This is a genomic window from Streptomyces sp. NPDC037126, assembly GCF_055605965.1.
This window is the reverse complement of record NZ_JBVJTD010000003.1, coordinates 85954-107279: the sequence shown is the minus strand read 5'-3', so window position 1 is coordinate 107279 and position 21326 is coordinate 85954. Positions and strand designations below refer to the sequence as shown.

The window sequence follows — 21326 nt, the reverse complement described above, 5'->3', positions numbered from 1 at the left end:
TGGGCTCGGGCGTGGCAGGCAGCCGGCCCGCCGTCGCAGCCGGACATCTCGCGGGAGGAGGCGCCCACGTCCGGCGGGTCGCCCGGGGGTGTGCGCGGACGGAGGCGCCCGTGACTTCCTCACGTCGCCCGTGTGAGCCGTTCGCTGCCTGCGGGGCCGCCCGCGCCCCCATACTCGTGGGTGCGCGTGAACGGGCCAACGGGGGCTGTGCCGGTCCGGCTGGGTGCTCCGAGGAGGTCCGTAGACCGTGAACCCGCGACGCACGGAGGACATTGCGCTGCGCCTGCACCATCTGTGGTCCCTGCGCGAGGACGTGGTGGTGGAGTGGGAGGCGGACGGGCGGACGCTGGCGCTCAGCGGGCCGCCCGGCACCGAACGGGTGGAGGATCCCGCGCCCGCGGTGGCCGAGGCGCTGCGCCGGATGGAGCTCGGTCCGGTGCGGCTCGCCAACCTGGTGCCGTGGCCGGACGCGGAGGACCGGCCTCCGGACACCTACGCCGTGCTGCTGCCGGTGCTGCACCGGCTCTCCCACATGGTGATCAGGACTCTCGGCCTGGAGGACCTCAGGGGCCCGGTGCTCTCGGTGGTGCCGGTGGGCCGTACCGCCGGCTTCTCGCGGATACGGCCGGCGCCGCAGCGGCCGCTGCATCTGCGGCCCGGTGTGACGATCACCGTGCGGGGGTCCTCGTTCGCGGTCGAGTGCCGGACGCTGGAGCACCGGGTGGTGGTCCACCGGCCCGAGGCGATGTGGGTGCTGTCGCTGCTCGGCTGGCCCGTCACCCCGGACGCGATGGTGGAGGCGCTGCCGCTGCCCGCCGAGCTGACCCTGGCGATCCTCGACTACCTGACCGGGGCCGGAGTGGCGGTCACCGGGGGGTGACCGCGCGGCCTACGGCAGCCAGCCGGACTCCCGGGCGATGCGGATGACGTCGACCCGGTTGCGGGCGTTGAGCTTGGCCACGATGGTGGTCAGGTAGTTGCGCACGGTGCCGGTCGACAGGTGCAACTGCTCGGCGATCTCGTGCGGTTCGATGCCCTCGGCGGCCAGTTGCAGCACCTCGGTCTCGCGGGTGGTGAGCGGGCTCTCGCTGCCGCCCCAGGCGGCGAGCGCCAGTTGGGGGTCGATCACCCGGTGGCCGGCCGCGACCCGGCGGACGGCCTGGGCGAGGTCGCCGGGCGGCGCGTCCTTGAGCAGGAAGCCGGAGACGCGCGCCGACATCGCCCGGCGCAGGGTGCCGGGGCGCCCCAGGCTGGTGAGGATCAGCGTCCGGCACTCCGGGATGCGCTCGTGCAGGAGCTCGGCCGCGCTGAGCCCGTCCAGGCCCGGCAGGTCGATGTCGATGACGGCCACATCCGGCCGGTGCTCGCGCGCCGCGTTCAGGATCGCGTCACCGCGCTCCAGTTCGACGACCACCTTCAGGTCGTCCTCCAGGCCCAGCAGGGCGACCAGTGCTCCGCGGACCATGTGCATGTCCTCGGCAAGCAGGATCCGTATCATGTCCGTTCCCCCGTCCCCAGCACGTGATCCTGGCGGACTCCGTGTCCGGATCCTATCGAAGGGACGCCGCCGCGGAACTTCTCAGGCGCCGGAATCCGTAAGCGCGTTCTGTTCTCCGCCGGTGTGTTCCCCGGGGAGCTCAGCGCACCCTCTCCGCGGAGCGGGGCGGCTCCCCGCCGCCGTCCGGGGCCGGCGCCTCGGCGACGAGCCGGAAGGTGACCTCGTCGCCGCCCGCCGCGGAGCGGTTCTCCACCGTCAGCGAGCCGCCGAGGGCCGTCAGCCGGCTCTGCAGGTTGCCCAGCCCCGAGCCGCTGTGCGGGGAGGGGTCCCCGTACCCGGTGACCAGGCCGTCGTTGACCATCGTGAGCCGGACCGCGCCGTCCGCGACCCGCGCGGAGATCCGGCAGTACGAGGCCTTGGTGTGCCGGAGCAGGTTGGTGACGCCCTCGCGCACCACGGTGGCGAACACCGTGGACGTCTGGACGGGCAACGAGCCGACCGAGTCGTCCAGCTCGACCTGGACCGACACCTCGGCCGCGGTCAGCACGGACTCGGCGGAGGCGACCTCGGCGGTGAGCGACATCTCCCGGTACCCGCTGGCCACCCGGCGCACGTCGGCGAGCGCCTGACGGGAGATCAGCAGTACCTCGTCGACCTCCTCCCGGGCCCGCACCGGGTGGGCCGGGATGAGGCGGTGGATCAGCTCGTTCTTGAGGGTGATCGCGGAGAGGCTGTACCCGAGCAGGTCGTGCAGGTCCCGCGAGAAGCGCAGCTGCTCCTTGGTGACGGCCAGCCGCGCCAGGTCGGTGCGGGCCCGGTGCAGCTGGGCCACCAGGCTCCCCATGCGGGTCAGACCGTAGACGACGAGACCGGTCAGGGCGGTCGTCTGGCACATGTACACCACGTCGACGGCACCGCGTCCGGCCAGGATCCCGGGGACGAGCAGGCTGAGGGTGGTGGCCCCGTACAGCGTCCAGCCCCATCGAGGGGGCAGCAGGAGCAGCAGGGAGCCGGCGAAGAAGCCGGCCATGGCGCCCCAGGACAGGCCGTACCAGAGCAGGGGCAGGTACGACAGCAGGCCCTGGGCGGTGAGGGTGAGCACCTTGCGCCGCACCGGGGCCGCGCCCGCCTCCGGGGCCGAGTGCACCAGCTGCAGCAGGAAGACCAGCACCAGCGAGCTCAGCCCGACGGCCATGCGGCGCGGACCGGGGTGCTCGGACAGGAGGTTGAGGATCGTGATGCCCAGGTAACACAGGAGCGCGGCCACCAGGATGCCCCGGGCGGTCCTGGCGGCGGCGGCCGCCCTGTACTGCGGCGGGCGGGAAGGCGTTGCGGACGTGCTCCGGTCGGTGGTGTTCATCCCCGTGCACGAGCCTCTTCTCGTGTCGTGACTGTGCGTGCCTGATGTACGTCCGACGTCCAGTCTAGACCTGACCATGTCGGACGGCTGTGAGGAGTGCGTGGGGAACGGCCGCCCGCCACGGCCTCGTTGGGGCCGCTCGGGACGAAAGGCGGGTTCGGGTACGGCTGTTGTGCTCCACCGCCTCGCACACACGGGGCTCCGCGCCCTTCCACGGGCGCGGGGTCCTGGGGGGCGCCCACCTGGCCATCAGGGCGTCGACGGCGGACAGCGTCCCGGCGACGCGTTCGTGCTGCGCCTCCATGCGCAGCACCACCTCGCGCTCCGGGCCGACCCGGGACGGCATCGGCGGCCACAGCAGTTCGTCCTCGCCGTGGTGGTGGTTGCTCAGCCCGGTGCGTACGTCGCCGAAGTGCGCGGCGAGCACCCGGGACCGGCCCGTGTCACCTGGGGCGGCCCGGGCGGCCAGCTCGCCGAGCGGCCGGGCCCGCTCGAGTCCCGCTCGGGTCGTCGGCGGCAGGCGCTGTCCGTGGCGGCACGGTCGTCGAACACCCTTGTGCCGACCATGAATTGTTCACGCCGGGAGCAGGAGGAAGACAGTCCGCGGAGGGGACTGGAGCACTGTCGGCGGGCGGTGCCGCATGGCACGTTCGAGGTCCGACGATTGAGGGATTGAGACAGGGGGTGCCGAATGCAGATCCGCGTTCTGGGGTCTCTCGACGCCGAGTTGGAAGGTGTGCCGATCCTGCCGACGGCGTCGAAGCCGCGGCAGATCCTGGCACTGCTCGCCATCTACGCCAATCAGGTCGTGCCCGTCTCCGCGCTCATGGAGGAGATCTGGGGTTACGTCCCGCCGCGCAGCGCGCTCGGCACGCTGCAGACGTACATCCTCCAGCTCCGCCGTTGCATGGAGACCGCCCTGCACGGGGAGCCCGGCGGCTCCAAGGACCTGCTGCTGACCCGGCACGGGGGATACCTCCTGCGCGCGGAGCCCGGCAGCATCGACGTCCACGAGTACGACCGGCTGTCCTCCCTCGGCCGCCGCGCCTTCGAACGGCGCGAGGACCAGGAGGCGGCCCGTTGGTTCCGGGAGGCCCTCGGCCTGTGGCGGGGTCCCGCCCTGGTCGACGTGCGCACCGGGCCGCTGCTGGAGATCGAGAAGATGCGGCTGGAGGAGAGCCGGCTCGGGCTGCTGGAACGGCGCAACGACGTCGAGCTGCGGCTCGGCCGCCACGCGGAGCTGCTCACCGAGCTGACCGCGCTGACCGCCCGGCACCCGCTGCACGAGAGCCTGCACGCGCAGTCCATGGTGGCCTTCTACCGCGCCGGCCGCCCGTCCGCGGCCCTGGACGTCTTCCAGAGCCTGCGCACCCATCTGGTGGAGGAGCTGGGCATCGAGCCCTCCCAGCGGCTCCAGCGACTGCAGCGGGCGGTCCTCGGCGGCGACCCGGTGCTGGACGCCGACGCGGGGACCGGGCGCGCGCTCGACCTGTTCGCCGGGTGAGCGCCCGAGAAGAGCCGTGCGTGCGCCCCGGTGCGGGGCCTCTTCCCTGCCGGCCCACTCCTACGGCCGATCGGGGGCGCGTCCGTGGCGGACGCGCCCCCGGGGCGGGCCTGCGGCGACCGTCAGCGGACCACGATCACGAAGGGCGTGTTGCCGAAGCGACTGCCGAAGAAGCCGTTGTCGAACCCGTTGAACCCGTTGAAGCCGAAACGGTTGCCGAAGAAACCGTCGTCGAAGCGGTGGCCGAAGCGGAACCCGCCGTTGTCGAAGCAGCGCCAGTCGTTGCCGAAGCACCGGTCGGTCGCCACATGAGTGTGGACAGCGGGGGCTGCCGCGCCGGCGGTGCCCGCCGCGCCGACCGCGGCGCCGCCGGCCATCAGGAGACTGGCCGCGGACACCCCGACGAGACGCCACGCACGATGTGCTCGCATGATGGTCACACCCTTCCTCCCATCGTCTCGCGCGACTGCACGGGACCGGCCGACCGGGACGGACCCCGGTCTGCCGCTCTACTTGGATACGTCGGGGAGGCCCGTTTGGATTGCCCGGAACGACATGGTTTGCCGTGATCATGGAGGGCCCGGACATGCTCCCGGGGTCGTCGTGACCGTGTGTGACGGGCGCACCCCGGGCCGCGCACGGCGACCCCGCCGACCCGCCGGGCCGGCGCTGCGGGTGGGACGACTGAGTGGGGCGGGAATCCCGGGGTAACCGCACTGGCGAGATCGGACGCTCAGGCAGAGGGCGATGGCATGGACGGCGCCGCCGGACAGCGGGATGCGCAGCAGACCCACATGACCGAGTTGATGCTGATCCGTGCCTCGGCGGCCTACGAGGGCCGCCATTCCGGTGACATTCCCGACGCCCGTGAGCTGGCCCGCGGCTTCCTGGCCCAGGTGCAGGCCGAGCACGGCCTCCCGGTGTCCGGCCGGGCGATGGGCGTGGTGCAGCTCGTGGTGAGCGAGCTGATGACCAACGCCTGCAAGCACGCTCCGGGCCCCTGTCTGCTGGACCTGGAGCTGATCGGCGGCGGCGTCGAGGTCACCGTCTGGGACAGCGACACCGTGCTCCCGGTGGCCCGTGCGGCCGATCCCGGACGCGTGGGGCAGCACGGCCTGGAGATAGTGATGGCCGTGTGCCAGAGCTTCGAGGCCCACCGGGAACCCGTGGGCAAACGCATCACGGCCCGCGTGACCCTCGCGGACGACCCCGGCGGAGACGTGGCGGGCCGCCATCCCTGAGGGACGCCCCATCGGCCGCGCGGCGACGATGGCGGCGGCCGTGGCGTCGTCGACGGCGTTCACGGGACTGTTCGGCTCCGCCGGGACGACGTCGCCCGCGGCGAGATCCCGCCCCCGCGGGTGTGGGCCACGTGACCGTCGGCCTCGTCACCACCCGCGCCGGACAGACGGGGGAAGCCCGGAGCCGAGCGGACGTCACCGAGCCGTAACCGGACGGCAAGTTCCCCTGTGCGCAGGCGACTTGTGGCTCGCCGCCGCCCCCGGGACGGGGCTGATCACAATCACGTGACGAAGCTTCATTGAAGAGCCAACTATCTTCACGCCGCCTTTACTTGCTGCCATCCTGCTGCGGCTGAGACCAGAACCAGCCACTGGAGCCCACAACATGGACGAGATCAAGCCCACCACCGAAGCCGATCCGGCCGTCGCGAACCCGGCCGGCGGCCCCCTTGCGCCCGGCACCGCCGGCGTCCCGGCCGCGGTCCGCCTGCCCGGTCTGGCCATGAAGCGCCGCGGACCGGTCGCGGTGTGGCTCGGCCTGCCGATCGTCACCCTCGGCATCTATCAGCTGGTCTGGTACTACAAGATCCACAAGGAGCTGCAGGAGTTCGACCGGCGCCGCACCCTCAGCCCGGGGGGCAGCGTGCTGGTGATGATCTTCCTGGGGTGGACCCTCGTCGCCCCGCTGATCTCGTTCCACAACACCGGCAAGGCCATAGCGAACGCCCAGCGCGCGGCTGGCCTGCCGGTGACCTGCAGCCCCGCGGTGAGCACCTGGCTGACCTTCGTCTTCGGCCTCAACATCTGGTACATGCAGCGCCAGCTCAACCTGGTCGTCGACGCCTACCCGGGCGCCCAGCCGGGCACCGAGGTCCAGCTGGCCGCCTGACCCCGCGACCACCCGGCCGGCCCATACCGGCCCCGGCAGAACAGAGGAAGCCCACGGCTCCGTCCGCTCCGGACGCCGCGGGCTTCCTCCGTTCCCGGCCGGTGTCGTCGTACGCCGCCGGTCCCGCCCGACGCCGGGGCCCGCGGCCGGTCCACTTTCGGCCGACCCCGAAACGCGAGATGCTGAGGGGAACGTCGACCGGGGCCGGCGAACAAATGCCTGCAGGAGTGCATCACACGCTTCGTGAAGTCCACCTCACGCACATACGGCCCTCAGCGCGACGGGATCCGTCGCGTCTCCCGAAAGGAGGCCGGGCGATGAACCCGTCGCACCGTGACCGCACAAGACCGACAGCACCGGCGCGATTCCCCGGCCGGGCCACGACCACCCCCGGACTGGGCGCCACCGCCCTCGCGGTGGTGCTCCTGGCGGGCTGCGGCACCGGCGCCCCCAAGGCGGCCCCGCACGCCACCAGCCCCGGGGCGTCCCTCGCCCCGCCCACCGCGCCCACCGCCTCCCCGTCCCCCTCGTCCCTCAACCCGGACCTCACCGCCGCCACCGCCTGCACCAACAGCTCGAAGCTGGCCGGATGGTCGAACCAGCGGCTGGCCATGCTGACCATCGCCGTGCCGGTGTCGGAGACCTCGGTGTCCGACGCCAACTCCGAGGTGAGCGCCGGTGCGGGCGGTGTGGTGCTGTTCGGCAGCAAGGCGCCGTCCGACCTCGGCTCCCGGCTGACCGCGCTGAAGACCCATGTGCCCGGCCACGTCGGCCTGCTGGTGATGACCGACGAGGAGGGCGGCGGCATCCAGCGCATGGCGAACCTCGTCGGCTCCCTGCCCTGGGCCTCGTACATGGGCACGCACTGGACCCCGGCCCAGATCCAGCAGAACGTCACCAAGGTCGCCACCAAGATGTCGGCCGCGCAGGTGAACGCGGACCTCGCGCCGGTGGTCGACGTCGACGGCCGGAACGTGGCCCCCAGCAAGACCAACCCCGACGGATGGCGGTCGTTCAGCGGCGACACCGCGGTGGTCTCCAAGGACGGCGTCGCGTACATGAACGGGCTGCGCGCCGGGAACGTCATACCCGTCGTCAAGCACTTCCCGGGCATCGGCGGCTCCACCTACAACTCCGACTTCGGCCCCGCCCGCACGCTGCCCTGGTCCACCCTGCAGAAGGTGGCCGTTCCGGCGTTCACGGCGGCCATCAAGGCCGGTGCCCCGGCCATCATGATCTCCAACAACGTCGTGCCGGGCCTGAGCACCAATCCCGCCGGCCTGTCACCCACCGTCATCACCACGGAGCTGCGCGGCAAGCTGGGCTTCAGGGGCCTGGTGGTCACCGACTCGCTCAGCGCCAAGGCGATCTCCGGCGCCGGCTTCACCATTCCCAGCGCCGCCGTCCAGGCCCTGCGCTCCGGCGCCGACATGATCATGTTCGACCTCGGCGGCAACACCGGCGCCCAGACGACCGCGATCGCCAAGGCGATCACCGGCGCGGTCTCCAGCGGCCACCTCACCCGCAGCCGCCTCATCGACGCGGCCAACCACATCCTGGCCGCCCGCCACGTGAACCTCTGCTCCTGATCCCACCCGGACCGTGGGTCCTCCCGGCGTCCCCGGGAGGGCCCGCGGTCCGTCAGCGGCCGTCGATGAGCGGGTGACGGTCGACGCAGACGGAGTCGGAGGCCGTGCTCGCGGGCGGCCGGCCCTTGATCCGCACCCGTGCGCCGGGCCTGACGGCGTCGTACACGTGCTTCCCGGTGCCGGGCGCGAGGGCGACGGAGCCGAGGGTCCGGTCCTCGCCCAGCGCGCCGCGGTCGGCGGGGTCCAGCTCGAACAGCAGCAGCCGCTGGTGGTGACCGCGGTCGGTGAAGACGACCGCCCACCGCCTGGCGTTCGAACGCCCGCCGAACCGGCCGGAACGGACCTTCACCACGGGGTACTTGGCGGTGACCGTGACCGTCGTCTCGCCGATCGGGCAGAAGGGCGCCGGCGCCGCGACGGGGAACCTCTCGCGCCCGATGGTCAGCGTGCGGGCGTCCAGGTCGATCGTCACCCGCTGGACGGGTGCCGGGGGCCGGGCCGGTGAGGCCGCGGCCGGCTCGGCGGGGCAGCGGAGGGCGGCCGGGCTGACGGTGGTGAGTGCCGCCGCCGCCAGCGCGCCGGTGGAGAGCAGAACGCGCCGGTCGCGGCGGCGGATCGCCGCCCGGTTCCGCACCAGTGCCCCCGCGGCCGGGACCTGGGCCGTACCGAGGGCGGTCAGGCACCGGAGCCGGGCGGTCAGCTCCGCCCCGGTCAGGGGGCGCGGTGACGGCCGGTCAGACACGGGCTTCCTCCATCGGGTGGGGCGCCTCGCTCACCAGGTGGGCGGCGCGCGCCGAACGGCCGCGTGACAGCCGTGCCTTGACGGTGCCGACGGCCGCGCCGGTCTCGGCGGCCGTCTGCTCCACACCCAGGTCGCACAGGCGGTGCAGCACGATCGCCCTGCGCCGGGCGCCGGGCAGGCGCCGCAGAGCGGCGGCCAACGCCACGTGGTCCGGGCTCGGTTCGGGCACGGTCCGGGGCGCCGGCGCGCCCCGGACCAGCTCCCACCAGTGGCGGCCCCGCCGCCGGCGGCTCATCGCCGGCCGGTGTGCCACCGTACGGATCCACGCCTCGGGATCCCGCTCGCCGGTCAGGACCGACGAACGCCGGTCCCAGGCGCGCTCGAACGCCTCGTGCACCGCGTCCTGGGCCTCGGCGTGGTCCCCCGTCAGGGCGTGCAGCTGACCGACCGGCCGCGGGTGGGCGGCCGCGTGGAAGAGGTCGAACTCGTCCTCGGTCACCTTGTCGTGCTCTCCTCGGCGGGGCGGGCCGGGCGCGGCGGCGGCCGGGGTCACGCGGTCGTGGTCGGACCGGCGGCGCTGTTCCCGAGCCACTGCTTCCACGTCAGGTTCCAGTCGCCGTATCCGTTGCCCGCCGCGACGGGGGCTTTGTGGGCGCCGACGACCATGACGACGTCGCCGACGCGCACCTGGTCGTAGAAGCGCCTGGCGGTGCCGTCGGAGGCGAGGCCGACGCAGCCGTGGGTGACGTTGCGGTGCCCGGCCTCGGTGTTCGCGCGCGGGTTCTCGTGCACGTACGTCCCCGATGTCGTCAGGTGCACGGCCCAGTGGTAGGTGCCGCGGTACTCGTCACCGAGGCCCACGGTGTGGGAGTCCATGAGCACCGTGGACTGCTTGTCCATGACGACCATCGACCCGTTCCAGGTGTCCAGCCCGGGCTGTCCGGTGGTGACCGGGACGCGCTGCGCCTTCCCGCCGGTGCGGACGGTCATCTCGTGCGTCCTCGCGTCGACCGTGGCGATCAGCGAACGGCCGACGGTGAAGTGGCGGACGCCGTGCGAGCCGAGGTGCAGGGCGACCTCGGTGCCGGGCCGCCAGTAGGTGGTTTCGGGGCGGAAGTCGACGCGCTCCCCGTCCAGGAGGTTCACGTCCTTCACCCAGCTCCAGGCCCCGGGCGTGCCGGACGAGGTCTGTACGCGCAGCCGGCTCTCCACGGCCTTGCGCTCGGCCGCGGGGACGGGCCGCGGGAAGGTGACGGATATCGGCATGCCCACCCCGACCGTCTGCCCGTCGGCTATGTGTGCCGTCGCCTGCGCGAGCACGGCGGGCTCCGGCACGGACGGGGCCGGGCGCGCCCCGGACGCCCCGCCCTCGCCGCCGCGGTCGGCGCCCGTGGCCTTCGCGGGCGCGGAGGCGGCGGCGGTACGAACGCCCGTACCCGAGTCCACCGAACAGCCGACGGCCGAGAGCAGGGCGACACAGGCCGCGAAAGCGGCGCCGAGACGGCCGGCGGTCCGACCGGCCGAATGGTCCAGGTGCATGAAATCCCCCATGTGAGACGCGGTATCGCCTCCTATACGCACGGCGACGGGGCCGGGTTGCATCGGACCGGAACTTCGCGCGCGCAAGCGGGGAGCACCCCCGATTGTGATCGCAGCGTGTTGGGGCGGTCCTGGTGATCACCCTTGCTAGTGTCCACCTCGCACAAATCGCCTATAACGGCACATTTGCACCCACTGGTGGTCGAGAGGAAACGGACCATGAACGACTTTTCCCGTCGGAGAATGCTCAAGGCGACGGCGGTCGCCGGTGCCGGCGCGGTCGTCGTGCCCGGCGCCGCGGCCGCCGACGCGAGTGCCATGACCGGAGCCTCCGCCGCGAGTGCCGCGACCGGCGCCGCCGAAGGACAAGGGGCGAAATGCCCGCCGGCCAGGCTGACCGGGCGCATCGTCCGCCCCGAGGACTCCGGATACACGGACGCGCGCCTCGGCTGGGACCAGCTCTTCTCGCACTACCCGCTGGTCATCGTCTTCGCCCAGAACACCCAGGACGTCGTCAACGCCCTGACCTGGGCGCGGCAGAACGACGTCGCGGTGCGGATCCGCAGCGGCCGCCACGCCCTGGAGGGCTGGTCGAACGTCGACAGCGGCCTCGTGATCGACATCAGCGAACTGAAGTCGGTCCACATCGACGCCGGCGCCCGCATCGCGACGGTCGGCGCCGGACTCAACCAGCTGGAAGCGGTGACCACGCTCGCGAAGCAGAACTTCGCCGTCACGACCGGCACCGAGGGCAGCGTGGGTCTGTCCGGGGCGACGCTCGGCGGCGGCTTCGGCTTCCTCACCCGCTGGCTCGGCATGGCCTGCGACAGCCTCATCGGCGCCGAGATCGTCGTCGCGGAGGGCGGCGAGTGTGCCAAGGTCATCAAGGCCGACCTGAACCACAACTCGGACCTGCTCTGGGCGCTGCGCGGAGCGGGCAACGGCAACTTCGGCATCGTCACCTCCCTCACCTACAAACTGGCCCCGCTGAAGAGCGTCACGTATCTGCAGGCCACCTGGGACGGAACCGGCGACCTGCGCAGGCTCTTCGAGGCCTACCAGCGCACCGCGCCGTACACCGACGTCCGCCTCGGCACGCAGCTCGAAGCCCACCGGAACCAGATCCTGCTGTTCGGGGTCCTGCCGGAGGGCACCCCCGCGGAGGCGAAGAAGCTGCTCGCCCCGCTCCTGTCGATCGGCAGCCCCCAGGTCACGACCCAGGTGGGCAACTGGGGCGACGTCTACGCGGGCTTCCAGGTCCCGATCGAGGTCGAGCCCGCGAACTGGAAGTTCTACTCCCAGTTCACGAAGAAGCCGTTCCCGGGCAAGGCGATCGACATCGTCTCCGATTTCGTCAAGTCCGCTCCCACGGACGACAGCAACTACTTCGTCCAGGCGTTCGGCGGGAACGTCAGGAAGAACCCCCGCGGCGGCGCGGCCTTCCCGCACCGCGACGCGCTCTTCTACGCGGAGCCCGGCGTCGGCTGGGGCAAGCGCAGTGACCAGCCGGGCATCTGCGACCCGCTCACCCCGCGCGCCCAGGCCTGGATCGCCGAGTTCAGCCAGGCACTGCGCCCCTACGTACACGGCGCCTACGTGAACGTGCCGAACGTCAGCCTGCAGGACTGGGAGACCGCCTACTGGGGATCCAACTTCGACCGGCTGCGCAAGCTCAAGGCGAAGTACGACCCGCGCAACGTCTTCCAGTACGACCAGAGCATCCCGCCCGCGTCCTGCTGACCCCGGCACGGCCCTTTGGCACCCGCACTTCAGGTCCACCTCCCAGGAGAGACGCATGTTCCGCACCAGAGTGTCGGGAACCGTGTCACACGGACGCGGAAGAGCCGCGCGACGGGCGCTGCCGGGTAGGGCCGCCCTCCGGAGTGCCGCGCTGGGCGCGCTGGCCGTGCTGACGCTCGGGACCGCCCTTCCCGCCACGGCTTCGACGGCGCCGAAGCCCGTGCGGTGGGCGGCCCTCGGCGACTCGTACACCGCCGGGGTGTTCGTCGGCGATCCGACCCCGCCGCTGGGCAGCCCGGACCGGGACGGGTGCGCCCGTACGACGGGGGCCTACCCCTACCTCGCCGAGCGCGCCCTCACCGCGCGCCCGCCCACGGGCCGGGCGGTGGAACTGACCGACGTCAGCTGCGGCAACGCCGCCATCGGCGAGATCACCGTGGACCGCCAGACCCCCATCGACCCCGTCCAGCAGCCCCCCGGCGGCTGGCCCGGCGTGCCGCCCCAGGTGGACCGGGCCCACCTGGACGCCGGGACCGACGTGGTCACGATCGGGATCGGCCTCAACAACCTCCCCATCGCCGCCATGGAGGAGGCCTGCCTGCTCCTGGGCGCCGGCCGGCCCGACAGGGCCACCCCCTGCCGGGACGCCTACGAGCGCGGCGGGCCGCCCCTCGACCGCGAGTCGATCCAGGCCAAGTACGACCGGATCATCCGGCAGTACGACGCGATGCTGCGTGCCGTCCGGCAGAGGGCGCCGCACGCGAAGATCATCGCGGTCGGCTACCCCACGATCTTCCCCGCGGACCCCAGCGGCTGCGACCGCAGGGACACCACCGAGCTGGCCGTCCGGCTCGTGGGAGGCCAGACGGCCTCGATGACCCACGGGGACATCGCCTGGCAGCACGGTGTGATCACCCACCTCAACGGGATCATCCGGTCCCTGGCGGAGCGTCACGGCGACACGTACGTCGACACCGCCGCCTCCAGCGCCGGCCACGACGCGTGCCGGCCGCGGGCGACGAAGTGGGTGGAGGGCTTCTGCGGGAAGGCCGCCCCCTACTGGCCGACGGAGATCTCACTGGTCCACGTCACGATGGTCTGCTCCGGCGGCAACCGGGCCACGATCGTGCACCCCAACGCCTTCGGCCAGGCCAACCTCGCGGCCCATGTCGAGGCCGCCGTCCGCGCGGCATTGTGCCCGCGGAAGAAGTCGGGGAGACGGTAGCCGCCCGGCCGTACCCCGCCGAGGGGGAACCGCGTTCGGACCACGACGACGCCGACGGCCTCGTCGTGGTCCGACGGCCGAAGAAGCAAGCGCGTGCAGTGGATTCCCCTCGGTAGCCGAAACCCCCTCCTCAACTGTCACAGCCATGCCATACGCTGCCCCCAGCAGCCGCGCCCCGCACATCGCCGCAGTCCAGCGGTCATGTCCGGGTGCCGCGCGGCGCACACATCTACCCGGTCACGCACCGGGTTTCCTTGTGGGGGTAACAGCACTGTGCGTATGCGCAGCATCTCGACCGCGACAGCGCTCGCGGTCCTCCTCGGATCGGCGGCGCTGGGCCTCGGCGCGGCCGGCACCGCCTCGGCCGCGTCGGCCGCCCATGTCACCTCGCCCGGCGGCCTCGCGGTGGACGGCGCCGTGAAGCGGGTGTTCGTCGGCGACGGCACCGCGGGCACCGTCACGGCCGCCGACTACTCCGGCAACGTCCTGGGTTCGGTCGCCGGAGTCACCGGCGTCAGCGACCTCACGGTCTCGGACGACGGGTCGACCGTGTACGCGGCCGCCCCGGAGATCCACGAGATATGGGCCATCGACGCGAGCACCCTCGCCGTCAAGGCCCGCTACACCGTCTCCACCAACTACGGCCCGCGCCATGTCGCGTTCAGCGGTGGCAAGGTGTGGTTCTCGTACGGCGACCAGTGGGACGGCGACCTCGGCTCGGTCGACCCGTCGGTGGACCCGGCGAGCGGCACCGACCCGGTGACGCTGACGCAGTTCCCGACCGAGGGCACCTCGGTCGGCATCTGGGGCCAGGCCCTGCTGGACACCGACCCGTCCCAGCCGGGCATCCTGGCCGTCGGCGAGACCGGGCTGTCCACGGACTCGATGGCCGTGCTCGACGTCTCCAGCGGCAAGCCCGCCCTGGTCGCCTGGCACTTCGGCAACTACTCGCTGAACAACGGCATCGGGGACATCGACCTGGTGCCCGGCGGCAAGCAGGTGCTGGTCAACGGCAGGGACCGGGACGCCTACGCGGACGGCGCGTTCAAGGCCGCCGGCTCCTACCCGAGCGGCCAGCTCGCCGACATCGCCTCCAACGGCCTCGTCGCCCAGGTCAACGGCAGCAAGATCCTGACGTACCAGCCGAACGCCACCCTGCCGCTGCACACCTACGACGAGGGCACCTCGCGCACGGCCGGCCTCGCCTGGGCGCCGGACGACTCCCGGCTCTTCGCGCTCGTCGGCACCGACGTCGAGAGCGGCGGCTACACGCTCAAGGCGCTCACCGGAGCGAACCTGAACGGCCCCACCCTCACGGCCAGCGCCCCCGCGAGCGCGACCCGAGCCAAGCCGCTCACCGTCACCGGCAGGATCACCGCGTCCGTGCCGCTGCCGGCCGGCGTCGAGCTCCAGGTCACCCGCACCGACCTGGACTCCCCGAACGGCAAGGCGCTGCCCGCCGTCACGGTGAAGCAGGACGGCACGTACTCCTTCTCCGACACCCCGCCCGCCGGAGGCACGGTCACGTACAAGGTGACGTACGCGGGCGACACCGCCCACTCCGCGGTCACCGCCACCGACATGGTCGACGTCTCGCGCGCGGCGACCTCGCTGAGCCTGAACGGCAACGGCAACGGCAAGGTGTACACCTACGGCACCGACGTGAAGTTCACGGCGCACCTCGGTACGACGTACAACAACCGCACGGTCGAGATCTGGGCCAACCCCTACGGCGGCGACAGGCCCAACAAGCTGGTCAGGACCGGGAAGGTCGACTCCAACGGCAACATCACCGCGACGGTCGACATGACCCGCGACACCGATGTCACCGCGGTCTTCAAGGGCGACGCCCGCTACCAGCCGAAGACGGTCAAGGCCACGGCCTACGCCCAGGTGAAGAACTCCACCGTGGTGTCGAAGTACTACAAGAAGGCCAAGATCGGCTCGACGACGTACTACTGGTTCCACAAGAGCAGCGCCCCGGTGATCACCACGACCATGTCGTACTACCCGGGCCGCAAGGAGCGCATCGACCTGCAGGTCTACCAGTCCGGCAAGTGGTACACCACCGACAGCAGCCCGCAGTACTTCAAGCTCGCCTCCAACGGCACGTGCGCCGTGAACCTGGGCGCCCCCGGCAAGTCCGGCATCAAGGCCCGCGTCCGCGTCTCGTACGTCGACCCGTCCTCGGGCGACTACGTCAACACGACGACGTTCGGCCCCTGGAACTACCTCTACTTCTCCGACTAGCCCCACCACCCCCGCCGGGACCACCACCCCGGCGGGGTCCCCGCCTGCCGCCCCCCTGCCCTCGTGACCTGGGACTTGCCCCAGCCGAGCCGGGAACCCGCCGGCCGGTGTCCGCACGGTCGCCGTCGCGGTCGTACGGGCACAGGATGGAGATGACGGAGCCGGCCAGCGCGGCTCGGCAGTTCGCCGGGGCGCGAGAGCCGCGAGGAGGCGCGAAATCATGCCCCAGTTCATGGATGTCCACCACGGGATGAACGGCATCACGGCCGACCAGCTGAAGCAGGCCCACGGGGCCGATCTTGCCATTGAGCAGGAAGAAGGCGTTCATTTCGAGAAGGCCTGGGCGGACCCGGAGTCCGGCACGGTCTACTGCCTCTCGGAGGCTCCTTCGGCCGAAGCGGTCCAACGTATCCACGAACGTGCCGGTCACCGGGCCGACGAAATCCACCCGGTTCCCGTGACCGTGTGAAGGCGAGTCCCTCCGGAGCACCATAGGCGGGGAGCACGGAAGCAGATCAGGCAGGTACTGAATTCAGTACCTGCCTGATCTGCTGTTACGGCTGTCGGGGTGGCGGGATTTGAACCCACGACCTCTTCGTCCCGAACGAAGCGCGCTGCCAAGCTGCGCTACACCCCGATGTCGCTGCTTGTCGCGGCGACGTCGTTTACTTTAGCCCACAGGTGGCCGGAGACGAAATCCGATTCAGAAGCGGCGGCGGAGTGGTGTCGGGCGGACATGGTCCAGGGCCACCAGGAGGACGGCCAGGGCGTACATCGCGAGGCCGAGCAGGAGCGCGTTGGCCAGGGTGCTGCGGTAGCCGTGGGTCGCCACGTCCAGGAAGGGATAGAGGTACCGGGACGGGCGGGAGGCCGGCAGGAAGGCCGCGCGGGCGAGGTAGAAGACCAGGTAGGCCAGGGGATAGGGGAGCCAGCCCGCCGCCTGGCGAAGGTGCAGGCGGGCCGCGGGCGTCAGGCACAGCCAGTCCAGCAGGGCCGCCGCCGGGACCACCGTGTGCAGGAGCTGCAGGGTGGCCCACTGGGCGTGCCACCGCTCCGGGGCCGTCGTCGCGCCGGTCATGGAGAACGGCGGCGCGGTGTGGCCCAGCAGCAGGTGGTAGACCAGCGCCGAGATCAGGACGTAGAGGAGCGCCGCGCCGGTCACCGTGGACGGCAGGGGGCGCCGGGCCCGCCAGGCTCGCGACGCCGAGAGCAGCATGATCACGGCGAGCAGGGCGTTCGCCTGGACGCTGAAGTAGCTCAGCGCGTGGGACGGGGTGCTCAGCAGGGCCGCCAGGGCCACGCCGCCGGCTGCCGCCAGCGCGATCAGCAGGCGGAACGCCGCTGCCAGGGGCCGGTGGGCCGGGGCCACCACGGCCGTCGCCGGCACCGGGGAGGGCAGCAGGAGGGGCGGGCCCGGGACCGCGGGCAGGTCCGGGATGTCCCTGGGTATCGGGGCGGTCATGCCCTCACGCTAGGAGTGGGGGACATGGCGGGCCATTCGGACTAGCCCGGGTGGGTTAGCCACCCGGGTTCACTCCCCGTACGTCACTCCCGCCCCACCAACGTCAGCAGCGTCGCCTCGGGCGGGCAGGCGAAGCGGATCGGGGTGTAGCGGTTGGTGCCGCAGCCCGCCGAGACGTGGAGGTAGGAGGTGCGGCCCTCGGCCGAGTGGGTGGAGAGGCCCTTCACCCGGTCGGTGTCCAGGTCGCAGTTGGTGACCAGGGCGCCGTAGAAGGGGATGCACAGCTGGCCGCCGTGGGTGTGGCCGGCAAGGACCAGGGGGTAGCCGTCCGCCGTGAAGGAGTCGAGGACGCGCAGGTACGGGGCGTGGACCACACCGAGCGAGAAGTCGTACGTCCCGGAGGGGCCGCCGGCCACCCGGGCGTAGCGGTCACGCTTAATGTGGGGGTCGTCCAGGCCGGTCAGCTCGATCGAGACGCCCTCGACCTTCAGGACGCCCCGGGTGTTGGTCAGGTTCAGCCAGCCCGCCTCGTCGAAGCCGTCCCGCAGGTCCTCCCACGGGTTGTGGAGGGCGCCCACGGCGGGCGGGTTGCCGTTCAGGCCGTGGCGGCCGTTCGTCTTCTCCAGCAAGTAACGGGCGGGGTTGCGGAGTTTGGGGCCGTAGTAGTCGTTGGAGCCGAAGACGTACGCGCCCGGGAACTCCATCAGGGGGCCGAGTGCGTCCAGGGCCTCGGGGACGCCCTCCGGGTCCGACAGGTTGTCGCCCGTGTTGATCACGAAGTCCGGGCGCAGCCCGGCCAGCGACTGCAGCCACCGCTGCTTCTTGCGCTGGCCGCTCACCATGTGGATGTCGGACACCTGGAGCACGCGCAGCGGGCGCATGCCCGGCGGGAGGACGGGGACGGTCACCCGTCGGAGGCGGAAGGAGCGGGCCTCGAAGCCCACCGCGTACACCAGACCGGCGGCGCCTGCCGCCAAGACTCCCAGGGGAACTCCGTATCGCGCGCGCATACGACCATCGTGTCAGACCCCCGGACCCCGCCGGGACCGGCCGACCCCTAAATCAGGGGGCGTTCGCGGCGGCACACCTGCGACAATCGACTCATGACCACCACGCTCAAGTCGAAGCTGCAGGACGACCTCAACGCCGCGATCAAGGAGCGCGACGAGCTCCGCTCCTCGACGCTCCGGCTGACGCTCGCCGCGATCACCAAGGAGGAGGTCGCGGGCAAGGAGAAGCGGGAGCTGTCCGACGACGAGATCCTCAAGGTGATCACCAAGGAGGCCAAGAAGCGCCGCGAGGCGGCCGAGGCCTTCGCCCAGGGTGGTCGCGCCGAGTCGGCGGAGCGGGAGAAGGCGGAGGGCGAGGTGCTCGCCGAGTACCTGCCCAAGCAGCTTTCCGACGAGGAGCTGAACACGATCGTCACCCAGGCCGTCGAGGAGGCCAGGGCCGCGGGTGCCGAGGGGCCGCGGGCCATGGGCGCGGTTATGAAGATCGTGAACCCGAAGGTCGCCGGCCTGGCCGAGGGCGGCCGCGTCGCCGCCGTGGTGAAGAAGCTCCTCCAGGGCTGAGAGCCCCGGCAGGGCGGAGTGCCTCGGCAGGGCGGAGTGCCTCGGCAGGGCTGAGGGCCCCGGCAGAGCTGAGGGCCCCGGCAGAGCTGAGGGCCCGGCAGGGCGGGGACCTCCGGCAGGGCTGAGAGTCCCGGCAGGGCTGAGACCCCCGGCAAGGCTAAGTGCCCCGGCAGAGCTGAGAGTCCCGGCGCGGGCCGAGGCCCCCGGGCAGAGCTGAGAGTCCCGACACGGTTGGTGCCCCGGCGCGGGCCGAGGCGCCGGCGCCCACGACAGCGGGGCCGCACCCTCCCCAGGGTGCGGCCCCGCCGTCGTACTACGCCGAGGGCCTACCGCCGTGGCCCCCCGTTCGCGTTGCCCCTCGTCCCGCCGTTCGTCTGGCCCTGGAAGAGGTTCCCGGGGAGGGAGATCGTCGGGTTCGGGACGGCGCCGCCGTTGTCGCCGCCGGTGGCGTCACCCGTGGTGTTTCCGCCCGGACCTCCGCCCGTCAGACCGCCGATCAGTCCCCCGATCACCTGCCCCGTCGTGTTGCCGTTGGTCCCCCCGTTGTCCCCCCCGTTGCCTTTTCCCTGGCCGTCCCCGGAGCCGTTGTCGTCGGGGATGTCGACCAGGTTGAAGTCCTGGACGGGTTTGCCCTCCAGCGCGCCGGTCATCATGTCGCGCCAGATCGGGCCGGGGACCTCACCACCGAACACCTTGTCGTGCGGGACACCGCCGATGGTGATGTTGATCATCTTCCGCTTGTGCTGCGGGTCGCCCACCCACACCGCGCCGGCCATGTTCGGGGTGTAGCCGACGAACCAGGCCGCGAAGCGCTCGTCCGTCGTACCGGTCTTGCCCGCGCTCGGGCGGTCGCCGAGGCCGGCCTCCTGGCCCGTGCCGTCCTCGACCACGCCCTTGAGGAGCGTGCTGACGGTGTCGGCGGTCTTCTCCGACATCGCGCGCGAGCAGGTCGAGCGCGGCACCGCGAGGGACTTCACCTGGCTGCCGATCTTCTGCGTGATCGACTCGATGGCGACCGGGGTGCAGTACATGCCGCGCGAGGCGAAGGTGGCGTACGCGTTCGCCATCGTCAGCGGGGACATCTCCTGGGTGCCGAGCGCGATCGAGGGCGCCTGGTCGATCTTGCGGCCGTCCGCGCGCGCCACGCCCATCTTCTTCGCCATGTCGGTGACGGGGCAGATGCCGATGTCGCTGATCAGCTGCACGTAGTAGGTGTTGACCGACTTGGCGGTCGCTTCCTTCATGCTGTACGGGCCGTGCTCCGACTCGTTCTCGTTCGTCAGCTTGGCCGGCTTGTTCGGGTCGTTGCGCCAGGTCTTGCCGTCGCACGCGGACACCGGACTCGGGTACGGCATCTCGTACGGCGAGGGGTACTCCTGGGTCGCGGGCTTGCCGCCCTCGATGGCGGCCGCCGCGACGATCGGCTTGAACGTCGAACCGGGCTGGTAGCCGGCGCCGCCGCCCATGTCCTGGTTCACCGACAGGTTGATCTGGGTCTCGTTCTGGCCGAAGCCGTACGGGCGGGACTGGCCCATGGCGAGGATCTTGCCGGTACCGGGCTCGACGATCGTCGCGGCCGTCGCCACGCCGTCCGACTTGTAGACGTGGTCCTTGATGGACGCCTGCACGGACTGCTGCGCCTGCGGGTCGAGCGTCGTACGGATCGTCAGGCCGCCCTGGTTCCAGAGCTTCGCCCGCGTCGCCTTCGACTTGCCGAAGGCGGGGTCGGTGAGGAAGACCTGGCGCACGTAGTCGCAGAAGAAGCCGGCGCCCTGGACCGCGGTGATGCAGCCGTTCTTCGGGCGGCTCGGGTGCAGCCCGAGCGGCTGCTGCTTGGCCTCCTCCGCCTCCTTCTGGGAGATGTCGCCGACCTCGGCCATACGCTGCAGGACGATGTTGCGCCGCTTGGTGGCCTCCGCCTCGTCGTTGACCGGGTCGTAGCGGCTCGGGGACTGCACGATGCCGGCGAGGAGCGCCGACTGCTGCAGGTTCAGGTCCTTGGCGTGCTTGGAGAAGTACCGCTGGGAGGCGGCCTCGACGCCGTAGGCCTGCTCGCCGAAGAAGGTGATGTTCAGGTAGTTCTCGAGGATCTTCTTCTTGCCGAGCTTGTTCTCGATCTGGATCGCGTACTTCAGCTCGCGGATCTTGCGGCCGATGGTCTGCTGGGTGGCCTCGGCGACCTTCGTCGGGTCGTCGCCGGCCTCCTCGATGAAGTAGTTCTTCACCAGCTGCTGGGTGAGCGTGGAGGCGCCCTGCGCGACCCCGCCCGACTGCGCGTTCTTGTTCACGGCGCGCAGCACGCCCTTGAGGTCGATCGCGCCGTGCTTGTAGAAGCGCGAGTCCTCGATCGCGACGATCGCCTTCTGCATGTACGGCGAGATGTCCTTGAGGTCGACCACCGTACGGTCGCGGGAGTAGACGGTCGCGATCTGGTGCCCCTGGTTGTCCAGGATCGTCGTGCGCTGGCTCAGCTGGGGACTCTTCAGGTTCGCCGGGATCTCGTCGAAGCTCTTGACCGAGCCCTTCGCGGCGAGGCCGAGCGCGCCGGCGGCAGGCAGCGCGATGCCTGCCATCACGGCTCCGGCGAGCACACTGACACCGAGGAACTTGGCGGCCTGCTGCGTTGGCGACAGACCACCACCCGAGCGCTTCTTTGGCATGGGGGCAGCCTAATCCGTACTCATGAGCGTTCCGAGGGAGCGGCTCCCCCTCGGGA

20 protein-coding genes and 1 tRNA gene are annotated in these 21326 nt (G+C 71.6%); 10 read left to right on the top strand and 11 right to left on the bottom strand.

All coding sequences use genetic code 11. The features are described 5' to 3' along the window. The first annotated feature begins 247 nt into the window (after positions 1-247). Positions 248-880 (top strand): NADH oxidase, encoded by a 633-nt coding sequence (locus ACZ7FF_RS09130; protein WP_470810741.1) that lies wholly within the window; start codon positions 248-250, stop codon positions 878-880. Between the two features lie 9 nt (positions 881-889). On the opposite strand, the gene ACZ7FF_RS09125 is transcribed toward ACZ7FF_RS09130, so the two are convergent. From ACZ7FF_RS09125 to ACZ7FF_RS09115, 3 genes are all read right to left on the bottom strand, one after another. Continuing rightward, positions 890-1498 carry a response regulator transcription factor gene (locus ACZ7FF_RS09125; protein WP_470810739.1) on the bottom strand — a complete coding sequence of 203 codons (609 nt, stop codon included), beginning with the start codon at positions 1496-1498 and terminating at the stop codon, positions 890-892. Between the two features lie 139 nt (positions 1499-1637). Then, positions 1638-2858 (bottom strand): sensor histidine kinase, encoded by a 1221-nt coding sequence (locus ACZ7FF_RS09120; RefSeq protein WP_470810738.1) that lies wholly within the window; start codon positions 2856-2858, stop codon positions 1638-1640. A gap of 64 nt (positions 2859-2922) precedes the next feature. Next, positions 2923-3327 (bottom strand): hemerythrin domain-containing protein, encoded by a 405-nt coding sequence (locus tag ACZ7FF_RS09115; protein ID WP_470811430.1) that lies wholly within the window; start codon positions 3325-3327, stop codon positions 2923-2925. A gap of 222 nt (positions 3328-3549) precedes the next feature. Between ACZ7FF_RS09115 and ACZ7FF_RS09110 the strand changes: the two genes are divergently transcribed. Then, positions 3550-4362, top strand: a complete 813-nt coding sequence (locus ACZ7FF_RS09110) for an AfsR/SARP family transcriptional regulator (protein ID WP_470810737.1) — start codon at positions 3550-3552, stop codon at positions 4360-4362. Positions 4363-4484: 122 nt separating this feature from the next. Here the strand turns inward: ACZ7FF_RS09110 and ACZ7FF_RS09105 are convergent, their stop codons facing one another. Further along, the gene (locus ACZ7FF_RS09105) at positions 4485-4793 is read right to left on the bottom strand and encodes a hypothetical protein (protein ID WP_470810735.1); all 309 of its coding nucleotides are present in this window, start codon (positions 4791-4793) and stop codon (positions 4485-4487) included. 363 nt (positions 4794-5156) lie between these two features. Here ACZ7FF_RS09105 and ACZ7FF_RS09100 point away from each other — a divergent pair, with 363 nt between their 5' ends. The 3 genes from ACZ7FF_RS09100 to ACZ7FF_RS09090 all read left to right on the top strand — a co-directional run bounded on the left by ACZ7FF_RS09100 (position 5157) and on the right by ACZ7FF_RS09090 (position 8081). Further along, positions 5157-5603: an ATP-binding protein gene (locus ACZ7FF_RS09100; protein WP_470811428.1), complete on the top strand. Its 447-nt coding sequence runs from the start codon at positions 5157-5159 to the stop codon at positions 5601-5603. Positions 5604-5988: 385 nt separating this feature from the next. After that, positions 5989-6492, top strand: a complete 504-nt coding sequence (locus ACZ7FF_RS09095; RefSeq protein ID WP_470810734.1) for a DUF4234 domain-containing protein — start codon at positions 5989-5991, stop codon at positions 6490-6492. A 317-nt stretch (positions 6493-6809) separates the two neighbouring features. Further along, positions 6810-8081: a glycoside hydrolase family 3 N-terminal domain-containing protein gene (locus tag ACZ7FF_RS09090; protein ID WP_470810732.1), complete on the top strand. Its 1272-nt coding sequence runs from the start codon at positions 6810-6812 to the stop codon at positions 8079-8081. 52 nt (positions 8082-8133) lie between these two features. On the opposite strand, the gene ACZ7FF_RS09085 is transcribed toward ACZ7FF_RS09090, so the two are convergent. Genes ACZ7FF_RS09085 through ACZ7FF_RS09075 form a run of 3 tightly spaced genes read right to left on the bottom strand, consistent with a single transcriptional unit; the run spans position 8134 to position 10362 of the window. Continuing rightward, a complete protein-coding gene (locus ACZ7FF_RS09085; protein ID WP_470810731.1) occupies positions 8134-8823 on the bottom strand; it encodes a L,D-transpeptidase in 690 nt (229 codons plus the stop codon). Then, positions 8816-9322: a sigma factor-like helix-turn-helix DNA-binding protein gene (locus ACZ7FF_RS09080; RefSeq protein WP_470810730.1), complete on the bottom strand. Its 507-nt coding sequence runs from the start codon at positions 9320-9322 to the stop codon at positions 8816-8818. The genes ACZ7FF_RS09085 and ACZ7FF_RS09080 overlap by 8 nt, the downstream gene beginning before the upstream one ends. A 50-nt stretch (positions 9323-9372) precedes the next feature. Beyond that, complete coding sequence (locus tag ACZ7FF_RS09075) at positions 9373-10362, bottom strand: L,D-transpeptidase (protein ID WP_470810728.1); 990 nt, start codon at positions 10360-10362, stop codon at positions 9373-9375. 219 nt (positions 10363-10581) lie between these two features. Here ACZ7FF_RS09075 and ACZ7FF_RS09070 point away from each other — a divergent pair, with 219 nt between their 5' ends. The 4 genes from ACZ7FF_RS09070 to ACZ7FF_RS09055 all read left to right on the top strand — a co-directional run bounded on the left by ACZ7FF_RS09070 (position 10582) and on the right by ACZ7FF_RS09055 (position 16046). Continuing rightward, positions 10582-12102 (top strand): FAD-binding oxidoreductase, encoded by a 1521-nt coding sequence (locus tag ACZ7FF_RS09070; RefSeq protein WP_470810726.1) that lies wholly within the window; start codon positions 10582-10584, stop codon positions 12100-12102. Positions 12103-12157: 55 nt separating this feature from the next. Beyond that, positions 12158-13327 (top strand): SGNH/GDSL hydrolase family protein, encoded by a 1170-nt coding sequence (locus tag ACZ7FF_RS09065; protein ID WP_470810724.1) that lies wholly within the window; start codon positions 12158-12160, stop codon positions 13325-13327. A 279-nt stretch (positions 13328-13606) separates the two neighbouring features. Then, the gene (locus ACZ7FF_RS09060; RefSeq protein ID WP_470810722.1) at positions 13607-15577 is read left to right on the top strand and encodes a YncE family protein; all 1971 of its coding nucleotides are present in this window, start codon (positions 13607-13609) and stop codon (positions 15575-15577) included. 220 nt (positions 15578-15797) lie between these two features. Beyond that, a complete protein-coding gene (locus tag ACZ7FF_RS09055) occupies positions 15798-16046 on the top strand; it encodes an SCO4226 family nickel-binding protein (protein ID WP_470810720.1) in 249 nt (82 codons plus the stop codon). Between the two features lie 94 nt (positions 16047-16140). On the opposite strand, the gene ACZ7FF_RS09050 is transcribed toward ACZ7FF_RS09055, so the two are convergent. From ACZ7FF_RS09050 to ACZ7FF_RS09040, 3 genes are all read right to left on the bottom strand, one after another. Then, positions 16141-16214 (bottom strand) — tRNA-Pro (locus tag ACZ7FF_RS09050). Between the two features lie 66 nt (positions 16215-16280). Next, the gene (locus ACZ7FF_RS09045) at positions 16281-17039 is read right to left on the bottom strand and encodes a Pr6Pr family membrane protein (RefSeq protein WP_470810718.1); all 759 of its coding nucleotides are present in this window, start codon (positions 17037-17039) and stop codon (positions 16281-16283) included. Positions 17040-17122: 83 nt separating this feature from the next. After that, positions 17123-18049: a metallophosphoesterase gene (locus ACZ7FF_RS09040; protein ID WP_470810716.1), complete on the bottom strand. Its 927-nt coding sequence runs from the start codon at positions 18047-18049 to the stop codon at positions 17123-17125. Positions 18050-18142: 93 nt separating this feature from the next. On the opposite strand from ACZ7FF_RS09040, the gene ACZ7FF_RS09035 reads away from it, so the two are divergent. Further along, on the top strand, positions 18143-18610 hold the full coding sequence (locus tag ACZ7FF_RS09035; RefSeq protein WP_470810714.1) for a GatB/YqeY domain-containing protein: 468 nt from the start codon (positions 18143-18145) through the stop codon (positions 18608-18610). A gap of 326 nt (positions 18611-18936) precedes the next feature. Here the strand turns inward: ACZ7FF_RS09035 and ACZ7FF_RS09030 are convergent, their stop codons facing one another. Further along, positions 18937-21270, bottom strand: coding sequence for a transglycosylase domain-containing protein (locus ACZ7FF_RS09030; RefSeq protein ID WP_470810712.1), 2334 nt, complete (start codon positions 21268-21270; stop codon positions 18937-18939). Positions 21271-21326: the final 56 nt, after the last annotated feature.